At 62.9% G+C, this 13,138-nt stretch carries 14 protein-coding genes; 7 read left to right on the top strand and 7 right to left on the bottom strand.

Annotated elements, in window-relative coordinates; genetic code table 11:
* Window position 1: 1 nt before the first annotated feature.
* From K3725_RS19730 to K3725_RS19705, 6 genes are read right to left on the bottom strand one after another with little or no spacing between them, the layout of a single operon-like run.
* Window positions 2–388 (bottom strand): response regulator, encoded by a 387-nt coding sequence (locus tag K3725_RS19730; protein WP_039152568.1) that lies wholly within the window; start codon window positions 386–388, stop codon window positions 2–4.
* A gap of 39 nt (window positions 389–427) precedes the next feature.
* Window positions 428–1,285 (bottom strand): protein-glutamate O-methyltransferase CheR, encoded by an 858-nt coding sequence (locus K3725_RS19725; RefSeq protein ID WP_260018655.1) that lies wholly within the window; start codon window positions 1,283–1,285, stop codon window positions 428–430.
* A complete protein-coding gene (locus tag K3725_RS19720; protein ID WP_039186445.1) occupies window positions 1,282–1,764 on the bottom strand; it encodes a chemotaxis protein CheW in 483 nt (160 codons plus the stop codon). The genes K3725_RS19725 and K3725_RS19720 overlap by 4 nt, the downstream gene beginning before the upstream one ends.
* Window positions 1,754–3,922, bottom strand: coding sequence for a chemotaxis protein CheA (locus tag K3725_RS19715; protein ID WP_260018654.1), 2,169 nt, complete (start codon window positions 3,920–3,922; stop codon window positions 1,754–1,756). Before K3725_RS19715 ends, K3725_RS19720 begins: the two co-directional genes overlap by 11 nt.
* A gap of 1 nt (window position 3,923) precedes the next feature.
* Window positions 3,924–4,298: a response regulator gene (locus K3725_RS19710; RefSeq protein ID WP_019297430.1), complete on the bottom strand. Its 375-nt coding sequence runs from the start codon at window positions 4,296–4,298 to the stop codon at window positions 3,924–3,926.
* Window positions 4,295–4,582, bottom strand: a complete 288-nt coding sequence (locus K3725_RS19705) for an STAS domain-containing protein (RefSeq protein ID WP_039186441.1) — start codon at window positions 4,580–4,582, stop codon at window positions 4,295–4,297. Before K3725_RS19705 ends, K3725_RS19710 begins: the two co-directional genes overlap by 4 nt.
* A 413-nt stretch (window positions 4,583–4,995) precedes the next feature.
* On the opposite strand from K3725_RS19705, the gene K3725_RS19700 reads away from it, so the two are divergent.
* The 7 genes from K3725_RS19700 to K3725_RS19670 all read left to right on the top strand — a co-directional run bounded on the left by K3725_RS19700 (window position 4,996) and on the right by K3725_RS19670 (window position 12,704).
* Window positions 4,996–7,362: a methyl-accepting chemotaxis protein gene (locus tag K3725_RS19700; protein ID WP_260018732.1), complete on the top strand. Its 2,367-nt coding sequence runs from the start codon at window positions 4,996–4,998 to the stop codon at window positions 7,360–7,362.
* A gap of 164 nt (window positions 7,363–7,526) precedes the next feature.
* Window positions 7,527–8,471: a CheB methylesterase domain-containing protein gene (locus K3725_RS19695; protein ID WP_260018731.1), complete on the top strand. Its 945-nt coding sequence runs from the start codon at window positions 7,527–7,529 to the stop codon at window positions 8,469–8,471.
* Window positions 8,472–8,495: 24 nt separating this feature from the next.
* On the top strand, window positions 8,496–9,059 hold the full coding sequence (locus K3725_RS19690) for a chemotaxis protein CheD (RefSeq protein WP_260018730.1): 564 nt from the start codon (window positions 8,496–8,498) through the stop codon (window positions 9,057–9,059).
* Window positions 9,060–9,158: 99 nt separating this feature from the next.
* A complete protein-coding gene (gene modA, locus K3725_RS19685; RefSeq protein ID WP_260018729.1) occupies window positions 9,159–9,962 on the top strand; it encodes a molybdate ABC transporter substrate-binding protein in 804 nt (267 codons plus the stop codon).
* Window positions 9,959–10,663: a molybdate ABC transporter permease subunit gene (gene modB / locus K3725_RS19680; RefSeq protein ID WP_409201602.1), complete on the top strand. Its 705-nt coding sequence runs from the start codon at window positions 9,959–9,961 to the stop codon at window positions 10,661–10,663. The genes modA and modB overlap by 4 nt, the downstream gene beginning before the upstream one ends.
* The gene (gene modC, locus K3725_RS19675; RefSeq protein ID WP_260018728.1) at window positions 10,663–11,748 is read left to right on the top strand and encodes a molybdenum ABC transporter ATP-binding protein; all 1,086 of its coding nucleotides are present in this window, start codon (window positions 10,663–10,665) and stop codon (window positions 11,746–11,748) included. Before modB ends, modC begins: the two co-directional genes overlap by 1 nt.
* Before the next feature lie 125 nt (window positions 11,749–11,873).
* A complete protein-coding gene (locus K3725_RS19670; RefSeq protein WP_260018727.1) occupies window positions 11,874–12,704 on the top strand; it encodes a bifunctional allantoicase/(S)-ureidoglycine aminohydrolase in 831 nt (276 codons plus the stop codon).
* A gap of 57 nt (window positions 12,705–12,761) precedes the next feature.
* On the opposite strand, the gene K3725_RS19665 is transcribed toward K3725_RS19670, so the two are convergent.
* Complete coding sequence (locus tag K3725_RS19665) at window positions 12,762–13,130, bottom strand: helix-turn-helix domain-containing protein (RefSeq protein ID WP_260018726.1); 369 nt, start codon at window positions 13,128–13,130, stop codon at window positions 12,762–12,764.
* Window positions 13,131–13,138 lie beyond the last annotated feature (8 nt).

Raw genomic sequence — 13,138 nt, 5'->3', positions numbered from 1 at the left:
ATCAGAGCCGCCCGACGACCTGTTCGATAGCCTGCTTCATGGTCGCCACCGTGAAGGGTTTGCGGACGATGTTGTTCAGGCCGATCTGCTTGCCAACCTGGATGATCTCCGGTGTCGGCTTGCCGGTCACCAGGATGAAACCCACGCGCTGGGTTACCTGATGGCTGCGCAGCGCTTTCAGCAGACCCAGGCCGTCCATGCCAGGCATGTTGTAATCGGACAGCACCAGGTGAACCGGGGTCTGGGTCAGCTTCTGATAGGCGCCCTGGCCGGAATTTTCGACCATGTAGTTCTTGATGCCGATTTCATCCAGGCTTTGTGTGATGATCCCCCGGCTCGTCGACATATCGTCAACAACCATGACGCGGAGAGAGTCTTTCAAGCTCATTGTTCTTTCCTTCTGCTCTGCTTGCAGCCGCGGCCAGGGTTACCTGCCAGCGGGTGAGTTGACGTAAGTGGTGATCCCGGCCGTCTTCAGGTGCTGCGCAGCCGGGCCTGACATGCGCTCGGAGTGACCGATGAAGAGGGTACCGCCCGGGTTCAGGGCGTTCTGGAAGGCGCTCCAGACTTTCTGCTGGGTCGGGTTGTCGAAATAGATCGCAACGTTCCGGCAGAAAATCGCATCGAACTTTCCCTTGAAGGGAAACGGTTCAATCAGGTTCAGCACCCCGAAAGTGATCAGCTTGCGCAGGCTGTCCGGCAGCCGCCCGTCCGGATCGCGTTTCGGCACCAGCTTGCTGTATTTGGCATCGATCTGGGCCAGTTCGTCCTCAGGGTATTTGGCGGCCTGCGCATGGCGCACAACCACCGGGTCGATGTCGGTGCCCAGGATCTTGATGTCGAGCTTTGCGGCCTCCGGGCACACATCCAGCAGCGTCATCGCAATCGAGTAAGGCTCCTGCCCGTTGGAACAGCCGGCCGACCACAGCCGCACCCGGCCGCCGCGCCGCGCCTGTTCCACCAGCGGCGGCAGCACGTCATTGCGCAGGGTTTCGAAGTGATGCGGCTCCCGGAAGAAATGGGTCACATTTGTGGTCAGCAGCGACAGCAGCCCGCTGCGCTCCTCGTCGGCATTGGGGCCGTCCAGGCTGGCAAGGTAGTCCTTGAAGTTGGTGATATTGCGCTGGCGCAGCTTGCGGGCCAGGCGCGACGACACCAGGGGCTTTTTGCTGGCCGCCATGGCCAGGCCGAAGTGTTTATGCGCGAACTGCGCAATGGCTTCGAATTCCTGGTCCGACAGCGAAAAGCTGTCCGCATTGGGAGTGATGGTACCTTCAGCGCTCACGGCATCACCTGCTCCGGAGCCGAGATCACCGCATCAAGATTGATGATGCGCACCATGGTGTCATCATGGGAGATGATACCCTGGATGTACTCCATCGTGTTGCGGCTATCCACCGGCGGGGTGTCCTGGATGTCGTCCGGGTTGATCGAGATGATCTCGGAGACCGATTCCGCCAGCAGGCCGACCGGTTTTCCGTGAACGGAGACAACAATGACCACATTGCGCTCGCTGGCTTCGGTCTGCTGCAGGCCGAAACGGGCGGAGAGATCATAGATCGGGATCACCGCGCCGCGCAGGTTCATAACCCCCAGCACGTCGGCCGGGGCATGCGGCAGGATGGTCACCGGAGACCAGCGCCGGATTTCCCGGATCTGGGTGATCTTCAGGCAGAACGCCTGTCCGGCCACGGTGAAGCTGACAAACTCGCTGTGTTCAGCGTGTCTCACTTCCTGATCGGTTTGCTTCGCTTCAGCTTGCATTGCTCATTCTCCGCTCGGTGTCAAAGGCGGCCGCAGTAGGCGAGGCCGCAATGATGCTTTCAGGGTCCAGGATCATGGCGATTTTACCATCGCCAAGAATGGTTGCCGCGGCGACGCCGGGGATTTCCCCGCAAACGCCGTCCAGGCTTTTGATCACCACCTGGCGCTGATCGTGGATGTCATCCACTGCCAAGGCGCAGCGCTGGCCGGTTTCGGTTTCCACCAAGAGGTAGACACCGGCCTGCTGATCGCTTTCACGGTACAGGCCCAGGGCGCCGGCGACATCGCAGATCGGCACGAAGTTGCCGCGGATCGACAGCAGGGTGCCGTCGGCCCCCAGGCTGTTGATCATATCGTCGCTGCCGCGCATGGTTTCGACGATCGAGGTGATCGGCACCACCATGGTCTGATCAGCCACGGACACCACCATGCCGTCCATCACTGCAAGCGTCAGCGGCAGGATGATGGTGAAGGTGGAGCCTTTGCCGGGCGAGGATGAGATGTTGATGCGCCCGCCGAGGCCGGTCACCGCATTTTTCACCACGTCCATGCCAACGCCGCGGCCGGAGAGATTGGAGATCTCCTTGGCTGTCGAGAAACCCGGTGCAAACAGCAGGTTGTCGATCTCGCCATCGGTCAGTTCGGCGTTTTCCGGGATCAGCCCCTTCTCGATCGCAATCTGTTTCACACGCGGGCGGTTCACACCGGCGCCGTCGTCCTTGATTTCGATGCAGACGCTGCCGGACCGGTGGGAGGCAGACAGCCGGATTTCACCGACCTTGGACTTCCCGGCCGCTTCCCGGTCGTCGGGCTTCTCCACACCGTGGTCGACCGCATTGCGCAGGATATGCGTCAGCGGGTCGGACAGCCTTTCGATGACTGTCTTGTCGACCTCGGTGTTTTCGCCTTCGGTGACCAGCTTGCAGGTCTTGCCGGTGGCGGCCGAAGCCTCGCGGACGATCCGGGCCATGCGCTGGAACAGCGGCTTCACAGGCTGCGCGCGGATGGCCATGACGCCCTCCTGGATGTCGCGTGCCAGGTTCTTGAAACCCTCCAGCTCAGTCTCGACGTCGCGGGTATCCGAAACATTGAGATTGGCGATCTGCTGGGCCAGCATCGAATGGTTGATGATAAGCTCCCCGACAGCGTTGATCAGCCGGTCCACCCGCTCGAGCTCGACGCGGAGCGTCGGCTTGGGACCGCCGCGCTGCTCCTGCTTGCCGCTCTCGGCTTTCGGGGCCGAGGCCTTTTCTTCGGCAACTGCCGGCTTGGCTTCGGGTTCAGGTGCGGGGACCGGCGGCTCAAAAGGGGCTGCAGGCGCCTCCCCCTCAGGGGCAGCTGCGGCATCTGCGGCTGGCGGTGCAGCGAACATCGCATCCAGCGCGGCCAACGCATTGGCTTCCGCCTCAGCATCGCCATCACCGTTGATCGACAGCTCGCACAGGCCCTCGACGAATTCGAACACGGCCTCAACCTTCGAACGCGTCTCCTTGGTGACCAGCACCAGATCCCAGGCCAGATAGGCTTCGCCCATGTCCATGGCATCAAAACCGGGCAGCTCATTCTCGTCCATTGTGACGGTCAGCTCACCCAGATCCTTGAGCGCCTGGAACAGGAAGAACGGCTCGTTGCCGGTGCCATACATTTCCTTCAGCGGCTGGAAGCGGATCCGGTAGGTCTCTTCCTGCGGTTCCGCCGGAGCGCCGCCCAGATCGCCCAGATCCATCATGGGCGCCGGGCCGCCGAGCCCCATCGGCTCGAAGGTGAGGTCTTCCTCTTCTTCCGGAATGTATTCATCCAGCGCCGCCAACAGCGTATCATTGTGCGCTTCGTCTATTTCGCCGCCGTCCCGGGCAGCCTCGACCAGTGCTGACAGTTGATCGCTGGAGCGCAGCAGCAGCTGGATCAGCTTCTCGTCCAGCTCCAGCCGGTTGGACCGCACTTCGTCAAAAACGGTTTCGAACCGGTGGGCGAAAGCCACCAGATCATCGAGGCCAAAGGCCCCCGCGCCACCCTTGATCGAGTGCACGGCGCGGAAGATCGCATTGACCACCTCAGAATCGTGATCGCCTCCTTCGATGGCGGTCAGACCCTCATCCGTTGCTTCAAGGAGTTCTTCGCACTCCTCAAAGAAGGTATCCTGAATAGACCCCGACATCTTAGGCCGCGGCTCCGGTCACGCGCTTGAGCGCAAAAATCAGCGAGGCATCGTCAAACGGCTTGGTGATCCAGCCGGTGGCGCCTGCACCGCGGGCGCGGGCCTTCAGTTCAGGCGCGCTTTCGGTGGTCAGAACCAGGATCGGCACCTTGGAATTGATGCCGGTGCCGCGCAGCTCCTCGATCACGCCGAACCCGTCCAGGTTGGGCATGTTGATGTCAGTGATCACCACATCGGGATCCACGTCGGGGTACATGTCCACACCCTCGCGGCCATCAACCGCGCAATGGTATTCAAAACCCGCTTCTTCCAGGGTCGCGGCCAGAAGATTCCTGATCGTGCGGGAATCGTCGATTGCCAGAACTTTGGTTTTCATGCTGTTTCCTCGTCTTCAAAACGGTTGGGCTCCAGCCCCAGAAGCGTCAGGGACTTGCGGCAGGATTCGGTGATATTGGTGACTGCGAAGCCCACCCCCTCGGACCGCCATTGCTGCTCTGCACCAAGCAGAAGCTGCAAGCAGCGCGAGGGCATCAGGGCGACACCGCTGCAGTCGATTTCGACCGCCTTGGCGCGGGCCCCTTGCAGGAAGGCGATCAGCGGATCCAGCTCCGCGAAGGCGTTCGGCAGATCCAGATTATGCTTTTGCGTTTCCGTAGTCATTGTCGGCGATTCGCACCCCCGTTGTCGGCGATCAGTTCGAGTTCGATGAGGCAATTCTTAGGGGGCGGGCCTTAACATTTGATTGCCGCCACGCCCGCGCAGAGGGGGATTCATAAGGAGACGGCCGGAATTTTCGCGGCAGAAATCCGATCAATTTTTATCTGTGTTCTGACGGTCGGAGAATCACCCGGCAGCTTGAGACCAAGCGTATTTTCAGCGTCTGAAACAACCTGTGGCCGCATCTTTACCCGGCCTTCAGAAAGTGACGCCGGATCGCAGCAGGTTTTGGCAGGAATCTGCTGCGAAATGCGGCAGAGCCCCTGCGCCGTAAGCGGCAAATTAACATCTGCGCCGCATTCTGACTGGCATCACTATTGCGGTGGCCTAGACCGCACTGCTCTTAGGAGGACGGAATGAAAGCGTTCAAATCGCTCAAGCTGGCACATAAATTGCCGCTGTTTGTTGTTGGGTTCGGTGTGCTTGTGACGGCGATTCTCGTCACCATCAGCACGATCAGCTTCCAGAAAAGCGCCGAAAAAACTGCGGAAGACCAGTTCCGCTCGATGGTGGCGGACCGGAAGTTCTCGGTGCAGACGCTGCTGGACGGCATTCACGCCGATGTGCAGACCCTGGCGGCGGTGCCATCGACGGCCACGGCCATCGAATGGCTGACGATGACCTGGAACGATCTCGACGGCAACCCGGGCCAGATTCTGCGCCAAGCCTATATCGACGACAATCCGAACCCGATCGGGCAGAAGCATCTGCTGCTGCGCGGCACAGGCGAATCACCCTACCATATGCATCACGAGACCTTTCATCCGGCCTATAAGACGCTGATCGAAAGCAAGGGCTACTATGATGCCTTCCTGATCAACCTGGCGGGCGACATCGTCTACTCGGTGTTCAAGGAAAACGACTACGGCACCAACATGATGACCGGCCCGTTCAAGGAGTCCGGCCTGGCCGATGTTTACCGTGCGGCGCTGGAAGGCAGCCGTGGAGAGGTGTTCTTTGCTGACATGGCGCCCTATGCGCCCTCCGGCGGCGCAGCCGCGGCCTTTGCCGCCTCGCCGGTGGTGAACGATGCCAATCTGACCGTCGGCGTGCTGGCCGTGCAGATCCCGGTGGACCTGCTGGGGGCCATCGTCAACAACGAGCAGGGCATGGGGCAAACCACACAGGTTTATCTGGCCGGCGCAGACATGCTGGCGCGGACCAATTCCCGGTTTGAGGGCGGTTTTGAGGTGCTTTCCCAGCTGCCTGAAACGGAACAGGTGCGAACTGCCTTTGACGGCGAATCACATGTTCTGCAGGGTGTAACCGGCCTCAATGGCCAGAAAGTGCTTGCCTACTCGGAGCCGCTGCCGCTGGCCTTTGCCAACTGGGCGATCATTGCCGAGCAGGACTGGGCGGAACTGATGGCGCCCGCAGCCGAGAAACGCAATATGCTGCTTCTGGCCTCTCTGATCTGCGCGGGCGGCATGTCCATCTTCGGCTGGCTTTTCGCGCGCTCTGTGACGCGTCCGATTGACCGGATCTGCGCCGACATGGAGGCCGTGTCCTCCGGCGATCTCGACACTGAGGTCGCGGCGGCCAGCCGCGGCGACGAGATCGGCAAGATCGGCAAGACGCTGGTTTCCATGCAGGACGACCTCAAGCTGGCCCGCGCTGCCGAAGAGGAACGCGCCGAAATGCAGCGCTTGCAGCAGCAGGTGGTGGAGAAACTGAGCAGCGGCCTGGTGCAGCTCGCCGACGGCGATTTCTCGCAGCCGATCACCTCTGCCTTCCCGGAGGAATACGAGCAGCTGCGGCAGAACTTCAACAGCACCGTCAGCAACCTCAGCACCACCGTGCAGCAGGTGATCGAAGCCTCCGGCAGCATCCGCAACGGCGCCGCCGAGATCAGCCAGGCTTCCGACGACCTGTCGCACCGCACCGAAAGCCAGGCGGCAACGCTGGAGGAAACCGCGGCGGCGCTGGATGAGCTGACGGCCTCGGTGAAATCCGCCGCCGACGGCGCCCGCAGCGTCGAGGCCACCATGGCCGAGGCCCGCACCGAGGCGGAGAACAACCGCGAAGTGGTGCAGAGCGCGGTCTCGGCGATGACCGAGATCGAGCAGTCCTCGAACCACATCAGCCAGATCATCAGCGTGATCGACGACATCGCCTTCCAGACCAATCTGCTGGCGCTCAATGCCGGCGTCGAGGCGGCGCGGGCGGGCGAGGCCGGCAAGGGCTTTGCAGTGGTCGCCAGCGAGGTGCGCGCCCTGGCGCAGCGCTCCTCGGATGCGGCGATGGAGATCAAGACGCTGATCTCCGACAGCTCCAAACAGGTGGAGCGCGGCGTCGATCTGGTCGGCAAGGCCGGCGAGGCGCTGCAGAGCATCGTCGAGCAGGTGACCCATATCTCGCAGCTGGTCTCCGGCATTGCCGAAGGCGCGGCGGAGCAATCCACCGGCCTCAACGAGATCAACACCGGCGTCACCCAGCTGGACCAGGTCACGCAGCAGAACGCGGCGATGGTCGAGGAGGCCACTGCGGCCGGCCACATGCTGAACACCGATGCCGGCAAGCTGGCCGAGCTGGTGGCGCATTTCCGGGTCTCCGGCGGTGCGGCCCCCGCCCGCCCGGCACCCGCGGCGGCCCCGGCTGCCAAGCCTGCCAAGCCCGCCCCTTCGGCGCATGGCGAGGACGACTGGCAGATCGAAGCCAGCCCGGCTCCTGCAGCGGCGGCCAGCAGCGGCAACGCCGCCCGCGACCTCTGGCAGGACTTCTGAGAACTCACCGGAGGCGCCGCAAAAAACCGCGGCGCCTTCAGACTATGGCAACCTGTGCCTGCAATCCTGCAGGCACTGCAAATTGACTGGGGAACCCATTGTCTTCGCGAAACTTATTGATCATCACCACGGACCGGAACTTTGCCCGCACGCTGCAGGGTTACATGGAGTCCGCCTATCCAGGCATGAAAGTGCTGTTGGCCAACAACCTGATGATGGCCTACAATCAGGCAGAGGCCGCTCAGCCGGTTTTTGCCTTTGTCGAGGACGGGTTCACCAAACTGCCCGAATTTGAAATGATGATGGCGCTGTTCTCTGCCATGGATACCCGCTGGGTTTCCGTGATGGATACCCAGGGCGCCACACCGGCCCGCAAATCCTCGCCGCTTCTGGATGTTGGCGCGGGTATTTTCGAACTGACGAAATCCGATCACCCCAGCCAGTTCGCCCAGTATCTGGACATGATGCTGAATGCGCCGCGCCGCAGTGCCCGGGCCACCGCAAGCGCAGCGCCGGCACGCCCGTCCGCCACCGCGGGAAGCGTCAAGAAGCTGATCCTGATCGGATCTTCGACCGGCGGTGTGGAAGCGCTGCGCAATGTTCTGGTCGGCTTTCCTTTTGACTGTCCGCCGACCCTGATCGTGCAGCACACCGGCAAGAATTTCGGTTCCGGCCTTGTATCCTTGCTGGACCGCATCTGCCCGGCCCGCGTGCGCGCGGCCGAAGACGGAATCACTCTGGAACCGGGCCATGTCTACATCGCTGCCGGCCAGCGCCGCCACATGGGGATAACCAGCCGCAAACCGCTGCGCCTGCGGATGAAGGAAGGCCCGGATATTTCTGGCCACACGCCCTCTGTTGACGCTCTGTTCACCTCTGCCGTGCCATATGGAAAGGACGTTGTTGCCACCATTCTGACCGGCATGGGCCAGGACGGGGCCAGGGGGCTCCTGGAGCTGCGCAAGGCCGGCGCCAAGACCTTTGCCCAGGATGAGAAATCCTCGGTGGTCTACGGCATGCCCCGGGTGGCCTGGGAAATGGGAGCTGCCCAGCAGCAGGTGCCTCTGACCCGGATGGCCAATACACTACTACAGGCCAGCAAGGTCTGATCGAACCGCAGGAAGGACCTGACTTTGACTACTGTTTTCGCCAATTCGAAATCCGTTACGGTTCTGCAAGGGGAATACCGGGTAAGCACGGATCCGAAGATCATGTTTTCCACGGTCCTTGGTTCGTGCATTGCTGCCTGTATTTACGATCCGGAAAATGGTGTGGGTGGAATGAATCATTTCCTGCTTGCCAATGCCCGTCAGGGCGGGGCGGCCAATGCCCGCTATGGCATCCATGCGATGGAGCTGCTGATCAACGGGATTCTCAAGAAAGGCGCGATCCGCTCCAATCTCAAGGCCAAGGTGTTCGGCGGCGCCAAGATGTCGGCGAACCTGTCGGACATTGGCGCTTCAAATGCTGATTTCGTGCAGCGCTTCCTGCGCGACGAAGGCATCCCGGTGATCTCTTCCAGCGTTGGCGGCACTTCGGCCCGCCGGGTGCGTTTTCACGCCTGTTCCGGCGCGGCCCAGCAAACCCATGTGAAGGACGACCGCAAGCTTGGCGAAATGGAGCTGCGCGCCGCGGCACGCCCTGCACCGGCCCCGGCACCCGCGGCCGCTGGCGCTGGCGCCGTCGATCTGTTCTGACCGGCAGCTTGGACCGGCACCCGGCCGGCAAAGCCGCTGACACCGGACGAGAATTTCCGTTTGCCCGTTCCGGCCGGCGGAGGTAGTCCCTTAGGGGACATGAGCGCAAACCTGGCTTCATTTTTGAACCCCCTGGCTTCGCCGGTATTCCGGCGGAGCCTTGCGGCTGCCGGGGTTTTCCTGCTTGCCCTGGCTGGTCAGTTGCAGGCCGGGATCACCGTCTTTGCCGCCGCCAGCACCAAAACCGCGTTGGATGAAGCAGCGGCATCCTACCAGGCAGGCACCGGCCGGAACGTCACGCTCTCTTATGCAGGCTCCCCCGCGCTGGCCCGCCAGATCCAGCTGGGCGCACCGGCGGACCTGTTCATCTCAGCCAATCCCGGCTGGATGGATGTGCTGCAGCACGAGGGCCTGATCGATGAAGCATCGCGCCGCGACTTGCTGGCAAACAGCCTGGTTCTGATCGCGCACGGGCCCAAGGCACCTCAGCTGGATCTGGAGACTGCAGACTTGGCCGGGCTGCTGGGCGAGGGCCGCCTTGCCATGGCGCTGGTGGATGCGGTGCCTGCGGGCATCTACGGCAAGGCCGCGCTGACCGCATTGGGGCTGTGGCCAGACCTTGCCCCTAAAGTGGCGCAAACCGCCAATGTGCGCGCGGCGCTGGCACTGGTCGCCTCCGGCGAAGCGCCGATCGGGGTGGTTTATGCCACCGATGCCCGTGCAGAGGCGCGCGTCTCGGTCATTGCCGTCTTTCCGGCGGACAGCCACCCGCCGATCCTTTACCCTGCTGCCGTGGTCGCGGATGGCAACATGACCGAAGCCAAGGCCTTTCTGGACTACTTGCAAAGCCAGCCAGCCAGAGAGATTTTCCTCCAGCACGGATTTGGGGTGCCGGGGCCGTGAGTGCTGAAACCGCATGGCTGGGCCCGGAGGAGTGGCAAGCGGTGATGCTGTCGCTGCGAGTTTCTGTCTGGGCAACATTGGCGGCGCTGCCGCTGGCGGTTTTTGTGGCTTACGCGCTGGCGCGATGGCAATTCCCCGGCAAGCAGATCGTCAACAGCCTGGTTCATTTGCCGCTGATCCTGCCGCCGGTGGTGACGGGATACCTGCTGCTGATGGTGTTCGGCACCAAGGGACCGGTTGGCGGCGCATTGCAGCAGATCGGCATCGTCTTTGCCTTCCGCTGGACCGGGGCCGCGCTGGCTGCGGCCATCATGGCCTTTCCGCTGATGGTGCGGGCGATCCGCCTGTCGGTTGAGGCAGTGGACCCCAGGCTGGAACAGGCCGCCGCTACCCTGGGCGCGTCGCGCCTGATGTGTTTTGCCACCATTACCCTGCCGATGATCCTGCCCGGGGTGATTGCCGGCGCGGTTCTGGGCTTTGCGAAGGCGATGGGCGAATTCGGCGCCACCATCACCTTTGTCTCCAGCATTCCCGGCCAGACCCAGACGCTGCCATCGGCGATCTATACATTCCTGCAGGTGCCGGGCGGCGAGACCGCAGCGCTGCGGCTGACGCTGGTGTCGATTGCAATCGCCCTGACCGCGCTGCTTCTGTCGGAACTGCTGGCGCGCCGGGCCGCAGACCGGACCGGGGGGCGCTGATGCTGACCGTGTCGCTGCAACATGCGCTGCCGGGGTTCGGTCTGGACGTGCAGTTCGAGGCGCCGCCGGGCGTTACCGTGCTGTTCGGCCGCTCCGGCACCGGCAAGACGACGGTGATCCAGGCGGTGGCCGGGCTGCTCAGGCCGGATCAGGGCCGGGTGGCGCTGGAGGGCGAGGTGCTGTGCGATACCTCCCTTGGCCAATGGCTGCCGCCGCACAAGCGCCGCATGGGCTATGTGTTTCAGGAGGGCCGGCTGTTCCCGCATCTGACAGTGCAGCAGAACCTGCTGTTCGGACAATGGTTTGCGCCGCGGGCTGCCAAGCGCGAAGGCCTGGACCGGGTGGTGGATCTGCTGGGCATTGGCCCGCTGCTGCAGCGGCGTCCCGGGCACTTGTCTGGCGGCGAGAAACAGCGGGTCGCTATCGGCCGGGCGCTGCTGTCTGCGCCGCGGATGATCCTGGCGGATGAACCGCTGTCGGCCCTGGATGAGGACCGCAAAGCAGAGATCCTGCCCTATTTCGAGCGACTGAGGGACGAGATCGGCATTCCGATGCTCTACGTCAGCCACTCCGCCGCCGAGGTCGCCCGGCTGGCAACAACCGTGGTTGTGCTGCAGGACGGCAAGGTGCAGCGGCAGGGCACTGCAGCAGAGGTTCTGGGCGATCCCGCGGTGATGCCCGCAGGCGTCCGCGCGGCAGGCGCCTTGCTGCAGGCGCGGGTGGCCCGGCATCACAGCGACGGGCTGACGGAACTCGATGCAGGCGGCGTGCCTCTATTCCTGCCGCAAATTGCCAAGGCGCCCGGCAGCCCGGTGCGGATCAGGATCTCGGCCCATGAGGTGATCCTGTCGCGCCAGCGCCCCGAAGGGCTGTCAGCGCTCAATATCCTGCCGGGCACGGTCGAACATATCCGCACCGGCGCAGGACCGGGCGCGATGGTCTCGCTGACGACGCCTGCGGGTCGGGTGCTGGCGCGCATCACCCGCCGTTCAGCCCGGGCGCTTGGGCTGGAACCGGGGGCGGACTGCCATGCGGTGGTCAAAACCGTATCCATCGCGCCAGAGGATATTGGCAGCGGCGGCTAGTGCCGGCCAGCCTGCCTTCAAAATTACCAAGATAATCCTTCAGGTATTCTTGATACGGAAATAAGTTCGGTTGCGCCGGGCAGGCGGGTATCAATGGGGCAGCACTTCAGCAGGAAAGGCAGCCGATGACCCAACGATCCTATTACGCACCGGAAGGCGGGCTGCCGCCGCAGACCCAATTGCTGACCGACCGCGCCATGTTCACTGAGGCCTATGCGGTAATCCCCAAGGGCACGATGAGCGATATCGTGGCGAGCCTCCTGCCGTTCTGGGACAAGGCCCGTTTCTGGGTGCTGTCGCGGCCCCTGTCCGGCTTTGCCGAGACTTTTTCCCAGTATATTGCAGAGGTGCAGCCCGGCGGCGGCAGCGACCGTCCGGAAACCGAACCGGGCACCGAGGCGGTGCTGTTCGTGGTCCAAGGCGCCATGACCCTGACCATCGACGGTACCGCGCATGAGATGGAAGAAGGCGGCTATGCCTTCCTGCCGCCGCAGGCGGAGTGGAGCCTGCGCAACAACGGCGATGCGCCGGTGCGTTTCCACTGGATCCGCAAGGCTTATCAGCCGGTTGCAGGTCTGGACGTACCAGAAGCCTTTGTCACCAGCGACAAACATGTCGAGCCGACCCCGATGCCGGAAACCGACGGCAAATGGGCGACCACGCGGTTCGTGGACCCCAATGACCTGCGCCATGACATGCATGTGACCATCGTCACCTTTGAACCCGGCGCGGTGATCCCCTTTGCCGAAACCCATGTGATGGAGCACGGGCTCTATGTGCTGGAGGGCAAGGCGGTCTACCGGCTGAACCAGGACTGGGTTGAGGTCGAGGCCGGTGATTACATGTGGCTGCGCGCCTTCTGCCCGCAGGCCTGTTACGCGGGTGGTCCGGGCAAATTCCGCTATCTGCTCTACAAGGACGTGAACCGTCACATGCCGCTGGCGCCGCTGCGCTGACGGGCAGGGGAGCACCCGCCGGTTCCGGCTGACGCTAAGGCTAGCTGACCTGAGAGGTCAGCTAGCCTGTTCTTCGTTGTGAAGAACCCACCATGCATGCATTGCATGGAACATATCTGTCAGGGCCAGCGCCTTGGCGGTCGCCGTGTATTCCACCCTCGGCGGAACCTCTGGGAAGATCTCCCGGCTGACAAGGCCGTCTTTCTCCAGCGCTCTCAGCTGGCTGGTGAGCATAGTCTGGGTGATGCCGTCCACTTCCCGCTTCAGCTCGCCAAACCGTTTCGTTCCCTGAAAGATCAGCACCTGAAGAATAATCAGCTTCCACTTGCCGCCAATGAGCTGGGCAATCTCCGGCATCGGGCAGCGCGTGCCAAATGCCCCGCCAGTTTGCGCGGTCTGGAAATTTTCCGGCGGCCCGGCGTTCATCGCAAATA

Source organism: Leisingera sp. S132 (assembly GCF_025144465.1).
Lineage (GTDB): Bacteria > Pseudomonadota > Alphaproteobacteria > Rhodobacterales > Rhodobacteraceae > Leisingera.
Note: the sequence above shows the minus strand (reverse complement) of the source record. Positions and strands in the feature narration are given on the sequence as shown.

Coding starts and splice junctions, on each gene's coding strand:
- K3725_RS19670 (WP_260018727.1), top strand. CDS start 11,874: ATGACCCAACGATCCTATTACGCACCGGAAGGCGGGCTGCCGCCGCAG.
- K3725_RS19700 (WP_260018732.1), top strand. CDS start 4,996: ATGAAAGCGTTCAAATCGCTCAAGCTGGCACATAAATTGCCGCTGTTT.
- K3725_RS19705 (WP_039186441.1), bottom strand. CDS start 4,582: ATGACTACGGAAACGCAAAAGCATAATCTGGATCTGCCGAACGCCTTC.
- K3725_RS19715 (WP_260018654.1), bottom strand. CDS start 3,922: ATGTCGGGGTCTATTCAGGATACCTTCTTTGAGGAGTGCGAAGAACTC.
- K3725_RS19695 (WP_260018731.1), top strand. CDS start 7,527: ATGGAGTCCGCCTATCCAGGCATGAAAGTGCTGTTGGCCAACAACCTG.
- modA (WP_260018729.1), top strand. CDS start 9,159: ATGAGCGCAAACCTGGCTTCATTTTTGAACCCCCTGGCTTCGCCGGTA.
- modC (WP_260018728.1), top strand. CDS start 10,663: ATGCTGACCGTGTCGCTGCAACATGCGCTGCCGGGGTTCGGTCTGGAC.
- K3725_RS19720 (WP_039186445.1), bottom strand. CDS start 1,764: ATGCAAGCTGAAGCGAAGCAAACCGATCAGGAAGTGAGACACGCTGAA.
- K3725_RS19710 (WP_019297430.1), bottom strand. CDS start 4,298: ATGAAAACCAAAGTTCTGGCAATCGACGATTCCCGCACGATCAGGAAT.
- K3725_RS19665 (WP_260018726.1), bottom strand. CDS start 13,130: ATGAACGCCGGGCCGCCGGAAAATTTCCAGACCGCGCAAACTGGCGGG.
- K3725_RS19730 (WP_039152568.1), bottom strand. CDS start 388: ATGAGCTTGAAAGACTCTCTCCGCGTCATGGTTGTTGACGATATGTCG.